Below are 15,274 nucleotides of genomic sequence, written 5' to 3'. Positions count from 1 at the left end.
GATTGCAGAATACTTTTTACGCCAAAGTCAACGGGCAACTTACAAATAGGATAATGCCGATACTTTCCTTTAGCCGTGCCGGGTAATATCTCAATAAGGTTTTCTGTATAGTACATATAATTTTATGATTTAGTGCGCTATTTTCGTTATCAGGTTGGTTGCCAGCGCTACCCAATCCCGCCAAAATTAGTACACTTTCTGTAACTTAGCCTGGAGCGAGCAATTATAGTGACGGCAGTAGTATGGCTGGAATGAGCATAGCATGAACACAATAATTATTATTCTTGGTGTAATGCTTACCTGCTCTGTTATCGCAGGTATCTGTTTTTGGTACGCTATGCGGCATCGTCCGCCGTTGGCGAAACCGCTGCCGTTTATTAGTCCCCCCTATCGTAACCTGACGCCGGAAGAGCGCGAAGCTGTTGAACGCTATCTCGATTCTCTGGCGAAGAAACAGCGCACCATCCAGCCCGGCGGGGCCAGCGCCTCGCCCGAAATGCTGTCGTTAAGTTCCCAAAGTAATAAAGTCTATCCCGTCACCCGCGCCATTACCCGCTACGGCCTTTCTACCGACGATCCGCAGAAGTGGCGTTACTATCTCGACGCGCTTGAAGTGCACCTGCCGCCGCTATGGGAGCAATATATTGCCGAAGAGAATTTCGTTGAGCTGATTAAAACGCACACCATACCGCTGGTGATTTCGCTTAACGGTCACTCTCTGCTGAGCTACGCCTGGGAGCAAAGCATGTTGCCTTCGGTGGTGCATCCCAGCGCGGCTAACGCCTCGATTCGTCAGGAACAGAGCGAGAACATTGAGCTGCTTCAGGTACGTAAAGAGACGCCGGAGGAACACTGCCTGTCACGCAGCGACGGCACACGTGAAGCCACGGTGATCTGCATCGGTTTACTGCTGCTTTTTATTAGCCTGGTGACGCCGCTGATTTTTATGCCCTGGCTGGTCAGCGCCAGTCTGGCGTTGATTCTGATCAGCCTGTGGTTTATGTATCGCCGTCCGGCAGAGAAAGATCTGCGTGAGATTCACTGTCTACGCGGTGCGCCAAAGCGCTGGGGACTGTTCAGCGAAGCCAATCAGGGACAGATCAATAACATTTCTCTCGGCATTATCGATCTGATCTATCCGTCACACTGGCAGCCCTATGTCGCGTACGATTTGGGGCAGACCACCGATGTGGATATCTATCTGAATCGCCAGGTGGTGCGACAGGGCAGATTCCTGTCGCTACAGGATGAAGTGCGCAATTTCCCGGTTCAGCGCTGGCGAAAAAACATGGTGCTGGCCTGCGGATCGCTGCTGGTTCTGGCGTTACTGGTCAGCTGGGTTCCGTTAACCATGCCGCTGAAGCTAAGCCTTGCATGGCTAACCGGCACCGAACGTATTCAGGTTAACTCGGTAACTGAACTGGAGCGAATGCCACTGCACGTGGGCGATAGCCTGAAAGTCAGCGGCACCGGCATGTGTTCAGTGCCCGCCAGCTACCAGAGCAACCGCAGCTATGCCTTTATGCCTTTTGATTGTTCGGCCATTTACTGGAATCTGGCCTCACCTTTGCCGCTACCGCAGTCGGAAATTATTGATAAGGCTTCAGCACTGCTAACGGTTACCAAACAGCAACTGCATCCGCAAAACGGTGCCGACAGTAAGCTGAATCCACAGCTCGCCACCGCTATCCAGAAATCAGGGATGATTTTGCTGGATGATTTCGCCGATCTGGTAGTGAAAACGCAGGATCTCTGTAACCAGCCGCAGGACTGCGTGCGGCTGAAAAACGCGCTGGTTAACCTCGGTAACGCGAAAGACTGGGAAACATTAGTAAAGCGGGCAGATTCTGGCGCGCTTAACGGCATGAATGTGCTGCTGCGTCCGGTCAGCGCCGAAGCACTGGAAAATCTGGTGAATACTTCAACCTCAACTTTCTTCTACCGCGAAACGCACCGTGCGGCAGAAGCGCTAAACAGCCCACCGCCCAATGGTTTCCTGATCGTTAGCGATGAAGGGCGACAGCTGGTTAATCATCCACAACCAACCATCTCGCTGTTTGACTTCAATGCGCCGGAGCAGTGGCAAGAGCTGCAACGCCTTGCCGGAATGCTGCTCCACACCTCATTTAACGCGGCAGGCATTATTACCAGCATCCATACGGACGCCAACGGCACGCGCCATATTGCGCTGCACAGCAAGCCGGATCCACTCACGCTCTGGCGCTATTTAGGCACTTCGCTGCTGCTGCTGGTGCTGTGCCTGAGCATACTAATAAATGGTCTGCTGGCGCTAAAACGCATCCATCGCAACCGCAAACGTATTGTGGAAATTCAGCAATACTACGACAAATGTTTTAACCACGCGCTCACGCCATTACCGGGTATGCGTCCGTTATTCTGACCTTTTCAACTGTGCTACCCTGTGGCCCAATTTTTACTGGCCCGGAGGCGGCATGCAGCTTGAGATTAACTGGCGCGATATTGACACCGTATTGCTGGATATGGATGGCACACTGCTCGATCTGGCGTTCGATAACTATTTCTGGCTAACGCTGGTGCCGCAAAGGCTGAGCCAGCAGCGCAACCTCTCTCTGGCTGAAGCCAACCGCTTCATTATGGCGAAATACCAGGCGGTGCAGCATACGCTAAACTGGTATTGTCTGGACTACTGGAGCCGCGAGCTGGAACTGGATATCCGCGCCATGACCTGGGAAGTACGTAGCCGCGCCCGACTACGCGCCGATACCCTTCCCTTTCTGCATGCTCTGCGCGTCAGCGGCAAGCGCACTATTCTACTTACTAACGCGCATCCTTTTAATCTGGACGTAAAACTTCAGCAAACCGGACTCGATCGGCACCTTGATTTATTGCTATCGACCCATACATTTGGCTTTCCGAAAGAAGATCAGCGTTTATGGCAGGCCGTAGAGCAGCATACCGGCTTTGAAAAACAGCGAACGTTGTTCATCGACGACAGCGAGCCGGTACTGGATGCCGCGCAACGCTGGGGAATCGCCTGCTGCCTTGGCGTCGGCAATCCCGATTCCGGTCAGCCCGCAAAAACTTTTGCTCGCCATCAGAGCATCAGCGACTACCGAACCTTGCTCGGCGCGCTGACGCCAGAGGCGCGGTAAACCCGACGGGAGCAGCAATGAAAGAGAAAACCGCAGAAGGCGTTCGGCTCGACAAATGGCTGTGGGCGGCGCGCTTTTATAAAACCCGTGCCATAGCGCGTGAAATGATTGAAGGCGGCAAGGTTCACTATAACGGGCAACGCAGCAAGCCCAGCAAACTGGTTGAACTGGATGCCGAACTAACTTTACGTCAGGGCAACGATGAGCGCACCGTTATCATCCGTGCCGTTACCGATCAGCGTCGTCCCGCCAGCGAAGCACAGCAGCTTTACAGCGAAACGCCGGAAAGCGTGGAAAAACGCGAGAAGATGGCGCAGGCGCGTAAGCTGAACGCGCTGACGATGCCGCATCCCGATCGTCGGCCAGATAAAAAAGAGCGCCGCGATCTGATGAAATTTAAATTTTCTGGCGACGAATAACGCGCCGCCAACACGAGAGAAAAACTATGGCTCATCAAGACCAAATGCACCGTTACCTGTTCGAAAACCACGCGGTTCGCGGCGAACTGGTTAACCTGTCCGATACGTGGCGGGAAATTATTTCCGGGCACGATTATCCGCAGCCGGTTCAGCAGCTACTGGGCGAACTTCTGGTCGCTACCAGCTTGCTGACCGCCACGCTGAAATTTGAAGGCGACATTACGGTTCAGCTTCAGGGCGATGGCGCACTGTCGCTGGCGGTGATTAACGGTAATAACCGTCAGGAAATGCGTGGCGTAGCGCGTATGCAGGGCGATATCGCACCGGGCAGTACGCTGAAAGAGATGGTTGGCAATGGCTATCTGGTTATCACCATCTCCCCGGAGAAAGGCGAACGCTACCAGGGCGTGGTAGGCCTGGAAGGTGAGACGCTGGCAGCCTGCCTGGAAGACTATTTTATGCGTTCTGAACAGCTGCCGACGCGCCTGTTTATTCGCACCGGCGAATATGAAGGCCAGCCGGGTGCTGCCGGTATCCTGTTGCAGGTGCTGCCTGCCCAGAACGCCGATCCGGAAGATTTCAATCACCTGGCAACGCTGACGGAAACCATCAAAACCGAAGAACTGATCGGCCTGCCTGCGAACGAGGTGCTGTGGCGTCTCTATAACCAGGAAGAAGTGACGGTTTATGATCCGCAAAGCGTCAGCTTTAAGTGTTCCTGCTCACGTGAGCGCTGCGGTGAAGTGCTGAAAACGCTGCCGCAGGAAGAGGTCGATCAGATCCTGAAGGAAGACGGGCAGATCGATATGCACTGCGACTATTGCGGCAGCCATTATCTTTACGATGCGGTAGATATCGCCGCTATTCGCAACGATTCCAGTAATGGTAGCGAACAGATCCATTAAGCACGGACGGGGCTTTCCGGATGCCATAAGCACATTAATGCGATAGCCCCGCATAGTTAACTAAGCAAGCGCTTACCCTTCTTTTAAGGCGGCTCAGGCCGCCTTTTGTTAACAAAATCTTCTCAGAGAAACACCTGAGCGATGCCCGCTCCTGGCACTTAAATTCACTGGTTCAGCACGTTAGCGCAGCATAAAGTCTGGAGGCTATACGGATAAAATGAAATGTTGTTTTATAATAACCATTCATTAACCATTACTTTTCATAAGATAAAGATGAATTTCTATAAAAAACCGTTTTGTCTCTCATTTCTGCTACTCTCTCCTTCCGCTGCATGTAGACAGTAGTAGACTGCCGCAATTGTAAAGCAGACTGAATCGCTTCGCTCTGTTTTATGGCTGGTCGCAGCAAGTCCTCCCCCTACATTTGTGGCAGTACAAATCGACAAAGGAGCAGTAATATGCGCGCTAATGGCCTGACGCCACAGGATCTCGTCGCTTATGGCATCACCGATACGGTTGAAGTGGTTCATAATCCCGATTATGAAACTTTATTTAAGGAAGAAACCCGACCGGAGCTGAGCGGCTATGAGCGTGGCACGCTAACGCAGTCCGGCGCGATCGCTGTCGACACCGGTATCTTCACCGGACGATCGCCAAAAGATAAATATATTGTGCGTGACGCAACCACGCGCGATACCCTGTGGTGGAACGACCAGGGCAAAGGGAAAAACGATAACCAGCCTTTGTCTGAGGAAACCTGGCAGGCACTGAAATCCTGCGTAACGCAGCAGCTTTCCGGTAAACGCCTGTTCGTTATTGACGCCTGGTGTGGCGCGAACCCCGATACACGCCTGAGCGTGCGTTTTATTACCGAAGTCGCCTGGCAGGCGCATTTCGTCAAAAATATGTTTATTCGCCCCGATGAGGAAGGTCTCGCCAGCTTTAAGCCCGATTTCGTGGTGATGAACGGTGCAAAATGTACCAATCCTGACTGGCAGCAGCAGGGCCTGCATTCAGAGAACTTTGTCGCTTTTAACCTTAGCGAGAATATGCAGCTGATTGGCGGCACCTGGTACGGCGGCGAAATGAAAAAAGGGCTGTTCGCGGTAATGAACTACCTGTTGCCGCTGAAAGGTATCGCCGCGATGCACTGCTCGGCTAACGTTGGTGAGAAGGGCGACGTTGCGATCTTCTTCGGTCTTTCCGGCACCGGAAAAACCACGCTTTCCACCGATCCGAAACGCCAGCTTATCGGCGACGATGAGCACGGCTGGGACGACGACGGCGTGTTTAACTTTGAAGGCGGCTGCTACGCGAAAACCATCAACCTGTCGGAGCAGGCAGAGCCAGAAATTTATCACGCTATCCGCCGCGATGCGCTGCTGGAAAACGTTGTGGTACGCAACGATGGTTCGATTGATTACAGCGACGCCAGCAAAACAGAGAATACACGCGTCTCTTATCCCATTTATCACATTGAAAATATCGTCAAACCGGTTTCTAAAGCAGGCCATGCGAAGAAAGTGATCTTCCTGACCGCCGATGCCTTCGGCGTGCTGCCACCGGTTTCGCGCCTGTCACCCGATCAGACGCAGTATCATTTCCTTTCCGGCTTTACCGCCAAGCTGGCCGGTACCGAGCGCGGCGTCACCGAACCGACACCAACCTTCTCCGCCTGCTTTGGCGCGGCTTTTTTAACGCTGCATCCAACCCAATATGCAGAAGTGTTGGTGAAGCGGATGCAGGCGGCGGGCGCGGAAGCTTATTTGGTCAACACCGGCTGGAACGGCACCGGCAAACGTATTTCGTTGAAGGACACGCGCGCCATCATTAATGCGATCCTTAACGGCGATCTGTCAGATGCGGAAACCCATACGCTGCCGATCTTTAATCTTGAGGTGCCGGTAGCGCTGGCCGGGATCGATAGCCATATTCTCGATCCGCGTAATACCTGGCAGGATCCTTCTCTGTGGGAAAGCCGTGCGCTGGATTTGGCACAGCGCTTTATTAATAACTTTGAGAAGTACACTGACACCCCAGCCGGGGCTGCCCTGGTTTCTGCCGGTCCACAGGTTTAACCGCGACACAAAAGAAAAAACCCCGCCTTTTGGCGGGGTTTTGCTTTATCGCTTAGCTTGTGGCAGAGGCTGAAGGTAACCCCCCTGACGGGTGCGGCGTATCGGACAACGGTAGCCAGGCGCGAATACGCAGGCCGCCACGCTCGCTAATGCCGATATCCAGCGAGCCCTGATGGGCATCAATAATACGCTGTACAATCGCCAGCCCCAGGCCGGTACCGCTGGTGCTGCGCGCGCTATCGCCGCGCACAAAAGGTTGTAACAGATGCTTGAGCTGCTCCGGCTTAATGCCCGGACCATCATCTTCCACCTGGAACCAGGCGCGCTGTAACTCACGCCCGCTGCTGACCTTGATCCAGCCGTTGCCATAACGCGCCGCGTTTACCACCATATTAGCCGCTGCGCGCTTAATTGAGAGCGGATTGATATCCAGCATCAGCTCTTCCGGCATAACCGCATCCTCGATTTCGCGCTCATAGCCGCTTTCCGCCGCCACTACCTCATTCAGCACGGCGTTAAGATCGGCGCGTTCGGTCTGCATCTCCTGGCCGGTGCGCAGATAATCAATAAACTGCTCGATAATGGCGTTACACTCTTCAATATCTTTATTGATTGACTCTGCCAGGTAGCCATCCTCTTCACTCATCATCTCCGTCGCCAGACGAATACGGGTCAGCGGCGTACGGAGATCGTGACTGACGCCTGCCATCAGCAGCGTACGATCGTCCGCCAGTTGCTTAACGCCGGAAGCCATCTGGTTAAAGGCGCGCGTAACCGAACGCACTTCTGAGGCCCCATACTCGCGCAGCGGCGGTGGAATAATACCTTTCCCTACCTGCAATGCGGCGCGCTCCAGCTCCACCAGCGGTCGGTTCTGAATGCGAATAAACAGCCAGGCTCCCCCAATCGCCAACAGCATAATCGCCAGCGTATAGCGGAACAGCGGCGAGAAATCGCCCTGATGAATTTCCGTCAGCGGCACGCGTACCCAGATGTCGGGAGAAAGCCAGGTTTTTAGCCACACTACCGGCGAATTCTTGTTCACTTCAACCCGCACATCGGTAGGGCCACCAAGCTGACGCGCCATCTGATCGCTTAAAAACTGATAGTGCTGAGCCCAACGTAATCCGCTCTCCTCCGCCGCCGCATTGGTATAAAGAGAGATCCCCAGTTCACGGTAGATCTCACGCCGGAACGCCGGCGGCACTTCCAGCTGGGTGCCGTCTTCCAGTTGCAGTCGGTCAGTCATTAACATCCGCACTTCATACGCCAGCACCTTATTAAACTGCTGTAGGCTGGGCAGAATAGCGAAGTTAAGCACCACCAGATAGGTGGTCACCAGGCTGACAAACAGCAGCGTGACGATCAGCAGCAGCGTGCGCGCAAACGAACTGCGGGGAGAAAAGCGGAGTCGCTTCATGCTTTAGTGCCGTCCGGTACAAAAACGTAGCCCAGGCCCCAGACGGTCTGGATATAGCGTGGATGCGCCGGATCCTCTTCCACCATACGACGCAGGCGCGAAATCTGCACATCAATGGAGCGTTCCATGGCGCTGTATTCTCGCCCACGCGCCAGGTTCATCAGCTTATCGCGTGACAGCGGCTCGCGTGGATGGCTGACCAGCGCCTTCAGTACCGCAAACTCGCCGCTGGTTAACGGCATTGGCTCATCTTCACGGAACATTTCACGCGTGCCGAGGTTCAGCTTAAATTTACCAAAGGCGATTACCGCTTCTTCCTGCGAAGGTGCGCCCGGCAGCTCGTTGGCCTGACGGCGCAGCACGGCACGGATACGCGCCAGCAGCTCACGCGGGTTAAACGGCTTCGGTATATAGTCATCGGCACCGATTTCCAGCCCAACGATACGATCGACCTCTTCGCCTTTCGCCGTCACCATAATGATCGGCATGGGGTTGCTTTGGCTGCGCAGACGGCGGCAGATCGATAAACCATCTTCTCCCGGCAACATCAGATCAAGCACCATCAGGTGGAAAGATTCGCGGGTTAACAGGCGATCCATTTGCTCGGCGTTAGCCACGCTGCGCACCTGAAAACCCTGTTCTGTCAGATAACGCTCCAACAGCGCACGCAGGCGCATGTCATCGTCAACGACCAGAATTTTGTAGTTTTCTTGCATTTCGATACTCCCAAAGGCGCTATTGCCCGAGCCGATATTGTTAAAAAAGAAGCGTAGCTGTGACAGCCATTATTGGTTTATATTCTAGCCGAAATTGTTACAAAGCATATTAAACAGCAGGTTATCGCGCATTTAATATGCTTTTTCGCGATCGGACAGGCCGCCATGCCGCGCTCCGGCTTTTCTGAAAACACACCGCAATCTCTGCCTTACACTGGCGCAGACCACCAGGTTTTTCTTTTCCATCTAAAAACAGGCACTTAAGTTAAAACTGGCGTATCACCTGTTTTTTTACCCCCTTACCTGAAACGCCACCCGTCAGATTAGCGTGCGTTGAGTCCAACTATTAGCAGAAAACGCTGACGTTTATTTTTTTATCGTTATGCTCAGCCAGGAATATTCGCAGGCCGAAAACGACCGATCCAGCAATAACTTAACTCAACCCTATTCGTTAAAAAACAATGCTTTTCACGTGCCGTGCATAAAACCTATATTCGATACGGCACGCGTTCTTTTATTTATCAGCCGGGAATAAAGATGAACAAGATAATGCTGATTTGCTCTCTGGTTCTGTTTATCAGCGGTTATGTTATGGCAGCCGAGCCTGCCAGCAGCAACCTAACCGATATCGAGGCCGCCAGCGGGATAGTAGATCCTGCCGACGAGCAGAAGCTGGCAGCTACGGATTTTCTGTCGGAGATAACGCCCGTTAACACCACGATTATTCTTACCGCCATAAACCGATTTCATCAGAAAGCCTCTGACTACTGAGGCAATATTCTTACCCTTGCTGTAGCTATAAATCTGTTTTTTGCCGTACTCTTTCGCCACCGGAGAATAAGTGTTGCCCTGGCTTTATTGAAAAAGTCATTATTCTCCGCTCTTTTTACGCTGCGCCACCACTATCACGCTGATACTCGATACGGTTCACAAACCAAATTTTTTCACCTTCCGGCGTATTAACATGCACTTCATCATCCACCTCTTTTTTAATCAGCGCGCGCGCCATCGGCGAATCGATAGAAATATAATCTTTTACCTCGCCGTAGATTTCATCCGGCCCCACAATCCGAAAACGCTTTACTTCGCCCTGCTCGTTTTCTACCTCAACCCAGGCACCGAAGAACACCTTCCCTTCCTGTTGTGGCGAGTAATCAACGATCTTCAGCTCCGCCAGGCACTTACGCAGATAGCGTACCCGGCGATCGATTTGGCGCAACAGGCGCTTATTGTAGGTGTAATCGGCGTTTTCCGAGCGATCGCCCAGGCTGGCGGCCCAGGAGACAATTTTAGTGATCTCCGGGCGTTTCTCGTTCCATAAATGATCGTGTTCCGCCCGAAGTTTGTTATACCCTTCACGGGTAATCAGTTGAGTCTTCACACCGCTTTCCTGTCTGCTGATCGTAATGAGCGGGCTGGCAAGCCGCCCGTTTGCGTTAATGGTACAACAGAATCGTCAATCGGGAAGTGGCTCTCGGAATCTGGCCTAAAGCGCGCCGCATTGCTGGCAATTTCAGCCATCAATCCGTATAACTGTCCCCTGTTTCTCAAACTGTGCTAGTAAGATAGTGAACCGATGATGAATGATTCGCTGAGCCGCATTATTGCGGGTGAACTTCAGGCGCGGGCTGAACAAGTTGATGCCGCTATCCGCCTGCTGGATGAAGGGAATACCGTGCCGTTTATCGCACGTTATCGTAAGGAAGTAACCGGCGGGCTTGATGATACTCAGCTACGCCAGCTGGAAACCCGCCTCGGCTATCTGCGCGAGTTAGAAGATCGTCGCCAGGCGATCCTTAAATCTGTCGCCGAGCAGGGCAAGCTCAGCGATGAACTCGCCGCCGCCATCAACGGCACCCTGAGTAAAACCGAACTCGAAGACCTGTACCTTCCCTACAAACCGAAACGCCGCACGCGCGGACAGATCGCCATTGAAGCAGGGCTGGAGCCGTTAGCCGATACGCTATGGCAGGATCCTTCGCATCAGCCGGAGCAGCTGGCCGCTGAATTTGTCGATGCGGACAAGGGCATCGCAGACGTTAAAGCCGCGCTGGATGGCGCACGCTATATCCTGATGGAACGCTTCGCAGAAGATGCCGCGCTGCTGGCAAAGGTGCGCGATTACCTGTGGAAAAACGCGCATCTGGTTTCACGCGTGGTGGAAGGGAAAGAGGACGCGGGTGCGAAATTCCGTGATTATTTCGACCATCATGAAGCGCTGGCGACCGTACCTTCCCATCGTGCGCTGGCGATGTTCCGTGGGCGCAACGAAGGCGTCCTGCAACTTTCGCTCAATGCCGATCCGCAGTTCGACGAACCGCCGCGTGAAAGTTACGGTGAGCAGCTTATTGCCGACCATCTTAACCTGCGCCTGAATAACGCCCCGGCGGACGCCTGGCGCAAAGCGGTAGTCAGCTGGACGTGGCGCATTAAAGTTTTGCTGCATCTGGAAACCGAACTGATGGGCAGCATACGCGAACGTGCGGAAGAAGAGGCGATTAACGTTTTTGCTCGTAACCTGCACGATCTGCTGATGGCGGCCCCGGCCGGTATGCGCGCCACGATGGGCCTCGATCCCGGCCTGCGCACCGGCGTTAAAGTTGCCGTAGTGGATGCTACCGGCAAGCTGGTGGCTACCGATACCGTTTATCCGCATACCGGCCAGGCGGCAAAAGCGGCGGCAGCGGTAGCGGCACTCTGTACTCGCCATCAGGTAGAACTGGTCGCGATCGGCAACGGCACCGCCTCACGAGAAACCGAACGTTTCTTCCTCGACCTGCAAAAACAGTTCCCGCAGGTGACGGCGCAGAAAGTGGTGGTCAGCGAAGCGGGCGCATCGGTTTACTCCGCCTCCGAGCTGGCAGCGCAGGAGTTCCCCGATCTGGATGTGTCGCTGCGCGGTGCGGTTTCTATCGCCCGTCGCCTGCAGGATCCGCTGGCGGAGCTGGTAAAAATCGATCCGAAATCGATCGGTGTCGGTCAGTATCAGCATGATGTCAGCCAGTCGATGCTGGCGAAAAAGCTGGATGCGGTGGTAGAAGACTGTGTGAACGCCGTTGGTGTCGATCTCAATACCGCTTCCGTGGCGCTGCTGACGCGCGTTGCCGGGCTGTCACGCATGATGGCGCAAAATATTGTCAGCTGGCGCGATGAGAACGGACGCTTCCAGAACCGTCAGCAGTTACTGAAAGTCAGCCGCCTCGGCCCGAAAGCCTTCGAGCAGTGCGCCGGCTTTTTACGTATCAATCACGGCGATAACCCGCTTGATGCCTCAACCGTGCATCCGGAAGCCTATCCGGTAGTCGAGCGTATTCTCGAAGCTACCCGCCAGTCGCTGCGCGAACTGATGGGCAATGCTGGCGAGCTGCGCAAGCTGAAAGCGGTAGACTTTACCACCGAGCGTTTCGGCGTCCCCACCGTCAGCGATATCCTGAAAGAGCTGGAAAAACCGGGCCGCGATCCGCGTCCAGAGTTTAAAACCGCCCAGTTCGCGGAAGGTGTCGAAACCATGAACGATCTGCTGCCGGGTATGGTGCTGGAAGGTGCGGTCACCAATGTGACCAACTTCGGTGCCTTTGTGGATATCGGCGTCCATCAGGATGGCCTTGTCCATATCTCTTCGCTCTCCGATAAGTTCGTTGAGGATCCGCATACCGTGGTTAAAGCGGGCGATATCGTGAAAGTGAAGGTGCTTGAGGTCGATATACAGCGTAAACGCATCGCGTTGACTATGCGTCTGGACGAACAGCCAGGCGAAAGCGCTTCACGTGGTGCGCCGCGTGCGCAGGGGCGTGAAAACAACAGCCGCGCCGCTGCCAAACCACGGGCGCGTGCCACCACCAACGCGCCGGGCAACAGCGCTATGGGCGATGCCTTAGCCGCCGCCTTCGGCAAAAAACGTTAAGCTTCACGGGCGGCTTTTTGCCGCCCTCTGTTCCGTTTTTGTTCTAAATCAACATTAACGAGAATTATTCTCACTAGTATGGTCCCGTTTTGTTATTGTCGCGCAACGCGACGGTCAATGAGGTACCAGCCATGTCTTTGCTTGCCCGTCAGCACTATCAAATAATCGGTTTCACTTCCGCAGTCAGCCCTGCCTGGCGTCAAAAGTTACTTTCCCTGGGCCTGCTGCCCGGCTCCTGCTTTGAGGTGGTTCGTATTGCACCTTTAGGCGATCCTCTGCAAATACAGGCGGGGCGCGTTAGCCTGATGCTGCGTAAAAAGGATCTGGCGCTGTTACAGCTACAGCCTGTCACGCAGACGGAGGCGGCATGAAACAGTGTACGATTGGCCTGTTGGGCAATCCGAATGCCGGTAAAACCACGCTGTTTAACCAGCTTACCGGCGCACGTCAGCGCGTCGGTAACTGGGCGGGCGTCACCGTCGAACGCAAAGAAGGTTTCTTCACCGCAGGCAATACTCGCGTCAACCTCATCGACCTTCCCGGTACCTACTCACTGACCACCGTCTCACAGCAGGCTTCGCTTGATGAACAGATCGCCTGCCATTTCGTACTCAGTGAGCAGGCAGACCTGCTGATTAACGTCGTCGACGCCTGTAACCTTGAGCGTAACCTCTACCTGACGTTACAGCTGCGCGAACTGGGCGTGCCCTGCATCGTCGCGCTGAATATGCTGGATATGGCGGAAAACCAGAATATCACTATCGATATTCCGGCGCTGGAGCAGCGTCTCGGCTGCCCGGTAGTGCCGGTGGTTTCAACGCGCGGCAGCGGCATCGATCGTCTGAAACAGCTGATTGACGAAGGCATTCGCATGGGCGCGCCAATCGAGGTGGCCTACCCGCCCGCCCTGAGTGAAGCTGCCGACCAGCTGGCGGCGGCGATGCCGGTTAGCGAACAGCGTCAGCGTCGACGCTGGCTGGCGTTCCAGCTGCTGGAGGGCGATATCTATAGCCGCCGGCAGGTTGGCGATCTGGCGTTACAGCGTCTGGCAGAATCGGATGCGCCGCTACCGCAGGATGCTGCCGTCGAGATCGCGGCGGCGCGCTATCAACAGCTTGCCACTATCTGCGCGGGCGTCAGCAATCAGCAGCAGGCAGCGCCCGATCGCCTGTCGCAACGCCTCGACCGTATCGTGCTGAACCGCTGGCTGGGCATTCCCATCTTCCTGTTGATGATGTATTTGATGTTCTTGCTGGCCATCAATATTGGCGGCGCGCTGCAACCGCTGTTTGATGTCGGTTCGGCGGCGCTGTTTATTCATGGCACGCAGTGGATCGGCCATACGCTGCATTTCCCTGAATGGCTGACGCTGTTCCTCGCGCAGGGCATCGGCGGCGGTATTAATACGGTTTTACCGCTGGTACCGCAAATCGGCCTGATGTATCTGTTTCTCTCTTTTATGGAGGATTCCGGCTATATGGCGCGTGCCGCCTTTGTTGTCGATCGGCTTATGCAGTCGCTCGGCCTGCCGGGTAAATCTTTTGTACCGCTGATTGTCGGCTTCGGTTGCAATGTTCCTTCGGTCATGGGCGCCCGCACGCTGGACGCACCACGCGAACGGCTGATTACCGTAATGATGGCACCCTTTATGTCCTGCGGGGCCAGGCTGGCGATCTTTGCCGTTTTCTCCGCCGCCTTCTTCGGCTCGCATGGGGCGCTGGTGGTATTCAGCCTCTATCTGACCGGGATCGTGATGGCAATCTTAACCGGGCTGCTGTTAAAACATACGCTGCTGCGCGGCGAGGCCTCACCTTTCGTTATGGAGCTGCCGAGCTGGCACGTTCCGCATCTGAAAAGCCTGATGCTACAGGCCTGGCAGCGTCTGCGCAGCTTTGTTCTGCGCGCCGGGAAAGTGATTGTGGTTGCCAGTATCCTGATCGGTGGCCTGAACAGCTTTTCATTTAACGGGCAGCCGGTAGACAGCATTAATGACTCGGCGCTGGCCAGCGTCAGTCGGGTAATTACGCCGCTGCTGACGCCCATCGGCGTACATGCTGATAACTGGCAGGCAACGGTCGGCCTGCTCACCGGAGCGATGGCGAAAGAGGTCGTGGTCGGTACGTTGAATACGCTCTATACCGCCGAAGCACTGCATGAAGAACCTTTCGATGCCGAAGCGTGGAGCCTGACGGAGGAGCTGAAAGACGCGGTAACGGAAACCTGGGACGGATTAAAAGAGACACTGAGCCTGAGCGTACTGGCGAACCCGATTGAGGCCAGCAAAGGCGATGGCGAAATGGCCAGCGGCGCCATGGGTCAAATGCATCGTCAGTTTGGCAGTAACGCCGCCGCTTTTAGCTATCTGCTGTTTGTACTGCTCTACGTACCCTGCGTATCCGTAATGGGCGCGATTGCACGCGAAAGCAGCCGCCGCTGGATGGGCTTCTCTATTTTCTGGGGCTTAAACGTGGCTTACTCGCTGGCAACACTCTTCTGGCAGTTCTCACGTATCGGCGAGCAGCCGCTTACCAGCAGCCTGATTATTTTGCTGGTGGTGCTGTTTAATGGCGCACTGCTGATGTTTTTACGCCGGATGCCTCAGCCGTCGCAAAGTATCCCTATCAAAGTGATGCCTGCTGAACGCTATGAGACGTTAAAAAGCGAAAGCTGTCACTAGCCTCGGAGCCACGGTTGCGAA

12 protein-coding genes are annotated in these 15,274 nt (G+C 54.6%); 9 read left to right on the top strand and 3 right to left on the bottom strand.

Going from position 1 to position 15,274, the window contains the following annotated elements; genetic code table 11:
- Positions 1-262 precede the first annotated feature (262 nt).
- The 5 genes from C7M51_RS19275 (at position 263) to pckA (ending at position 6,536) form a co-directional block, all read left to right on the top strand.
- Entirely contained in the window at positions 263-2,401 is a 2,139-nt protein-coding gene (locus tag C7M51_RS19275) for an intracellular growth attenuator family protein (RefSeq protein WP_160623146.1), read from the top strand.
- A gap of 52 nt (positions 2,402-2,453) precedes the next feature.
- Positions 2,454-3,134, top strand: coding sequence for a GMP/IMP nucleotidase (yrfG, locus tag C7M51_RS19270; RefSeq protein WP_160623145.1), 681 nt, complete (start codon positions 2,454-2,456; stop codon positions 3,132-3,134).
- A 17-nt stretch (positions 3,135-3,151) separates the two neighbouring features.
- The gene (gene hslR / locus C7M51_RS19265) at positions 3,152-3,553 is read left to right on the top strand and encodes a ribosome-associated heat shock protein Hsp15 (RefSeq protein WP_160623144.1); all 402 of its coding nucleotides are present in this window, start codon (positions 3,152-3,154) and stop codon (positions 3,551-3,553) included.
- 26 nt (positions 3,554-3,579) lie between these two features.
- Positions 3,580-4,458, top strand: coding sequence for an Hsp33 family molecular chaperone HslO (gene hslO, locus C7M51_RS19260; protein ID WP_160623143.1), 879 nt, complete (start codon positions 3,580-3,582; stop codon positions 4,456-4,458).
- A gap of 458 nt (positions 4,459-4,916) precedes the next feature.
- Positions 4,917-6,536: a phosphoenolpyruvate carboxykinase (ATP) gene (pckA, locus tag C7M51_RS19255; RefSeq protein WP_160623142.1), complete on the top strand. Its 1,620-nt coding sequence runs from the start codon at positions 4,917-4,919 to the stop codon at positions 6,534-6,536.
- A gap of 52 nt (positions 6,537-6,588) precedes the next feature.
- Here pckA and envZ read toward each other — a convergent pair whose 3' ends face one another.
- Both envZ and ompR read right to left on the bottom strand, forming a co-directional pair.
- Complete coding sequence (gene envZ / locus C7M51_RS19250; RefSeq protein WP_160623141.1) at positions 6,589-7,956, bottom strand: two-component system sensor histidine kinase EnvZ; 1,368 nt, start codon at positions 7,954-7,956, stop codon at positions 6,589-6,591.
- Complete coding sequence (ompR, locus tag C7M51_RS19245; protein WP_038629697.1) at positions 7,953-8,672, bottom strand: osmolarity response regulator transcription factor OmpR; 720 nt, start codon at positions 8,670-8,672, stop codon at positions 7,953-7,955. The genes envZ and ompR overlap by 4 nt, the downstream gene beginning before the upstream one ends.
- A 537-nt stretch (positions 8,673-9,209) precedes the next feature.
- Between ompR and C7M51_RS19240 the strand changes: the two genes are divergently transcribed.
- Entirely contained in the window at positions 9,210-9,443 is a 234-nt protein-coding gene (locus C7M51_RS19240) for a hypothetical protein (RefSeq protein WP_160623140.1), read from the top strand.
- Positions 9,444-9,558: 115 nt separating this feature from the next.
- Here the strand turns inward: C7M51_RS19240 and greB are convergent, their stop codons facing one another.
- Positions 9,559-10,053, bottom strand: coding sequence for a transcription elongation factor GreB (greB, locus tag C7M51_RS19235; protein WP_160623139.1), 495 nt, complete (start codon positions 10,051-10,053; stop codon positions 9,559-9,561).
- Positions 10,054-10,248: 195 nt separating this feature from the next.
- Between greB and C7M51_RS19230 the strand changes: the two genes are divergently transcribed.
- The 3 genes from C7M51_RS19230 to feoB all read left to right on the top strand — a co-directional run bounded on the left by C7M51_RS19230 (position 10,249) and on the right by feoB (position 15,253).
- Positions 10,249-12,576, top strand: a complete 2,328-nt coding sequence (locus C7M51_RS19230) for a Tex family protein (protein ID WP_160623138.1) — start codon at positions 10,249-10,251, stop codon at positions 12,574-12,576.
- A gap of 131 nt (positions 12,577-12,707) precedes the next feature.
- The gene (gene feoA, locus C7M51_RS19225; protein ID WP_160623137.1) at positions 12,708-12,947 is read left to right on the top strand and encodes a ferrous iron transporter A; all 240 of its coding nucleotides are present in this window, start codon (positions 12,708-12,710) and stop codon (positions 12,945-12,947) included.
- Complete coding sequence (gene feoB / locus C7M51_RS19220) at positions 12,944-15,253, top strand: Fe(2+) transporter permease subunit FeoB (RefSeq protein ID WP_160623136.1); 2,310 nt, start codon at positions 12,944-12,946, stop codon at positions 15,251-15,253. Before feoA ends, feoB begins: the two co-directional genes overlap by 4 nt.
- The last annotated feature ends 21 nt before the right edge of the window (positions 15,254-15,274 follow it).

The organism is Mixta intestinalis (assembly GCF_009914055.1).
Classification (GTDB): Bacteria; Pseudomonadota; Gammaproteobacteria; order Enterobacterales; family Enterobacteriaceae; genus Mixta; species Mixta intestinalis.
This window is presented reverse-complemented; position numbering and strand designations above follow the sequence as displayed.

Bases quoted from the DNA above. Each gene is read 5' to 3' on its own strand.
- C7M51_RS19275 (WP_160623146.1), top strand. From the start codon at position 263: ATGAACACAATAATTATTATTCTTGGTGTAATGCTTACCTGCTCTGTT.
- yrfG (WP_160623145.1), top strand. From the start codon at position 2,454: ATGCAGCTTGAGATTAACTGGCGCGATATTGACACCGTATTGCTGGAT.
- hslR (WP_160623144.1), top strand. From the start codon at position 3,152: ATGAAAGAGAAAACCGCAGAAGGCGTTCGGCTCGACAAATGGCTGTGG.
- hslO (WP_160623143.1), top strand. From the start codon at position 3,580: ATGGCTCATCAAGACCAAATGCACCGTTACCTGTTCGAAAACCACGCG.
- pckA (WP_160623142.1), top strand. From the start codon at position 4,917: ATGCGCGCTAATGGCCTGACGCCACAGGATCTCGTCGCTTATGGCATC.
- envZ (WP_160623141.1), bottom strand. From the start codon at position 7,956: ATGAAGCGACTCCGCTTTTCTCCCCGCAGTTCGTTTGCGCGCACGCTG.
- ompR (WP_038629697.1), bottom strand. From the start codon at position 8,672: ATGCAAGAAAACTACAAAATTCTGGTCGTTGACGATGACATGCGCCTG.
- C7M51_RS19240 (WP_160623140.1), top strand. From the start codon at position 9,210: ATGAACAAGATAATGCTGATTTGCTCTCTGGTTCTGTTTATCAGCGGT.
- C7M51_RS19230 (WP_160623138.1), top strand. From the start codon at position 10,249: ATGATGAATGATTCGCTGAGCCGCATTATTGCGGGTGAACTTCAGGCG.
- feoA (WP_160623137.1), top strand. From the start codon at position 12,708: ATGTCTTTGCTTGCCCGTCAGCACTATCAAATAATCGGTTTCACTTCC.
- feoB (WP_160623136.1), top strand. From the start codon at position 12,944: ATGAAACAGTGTACGATTGGCCTGTTGGGCAATCCGAATGCCGGTAAA.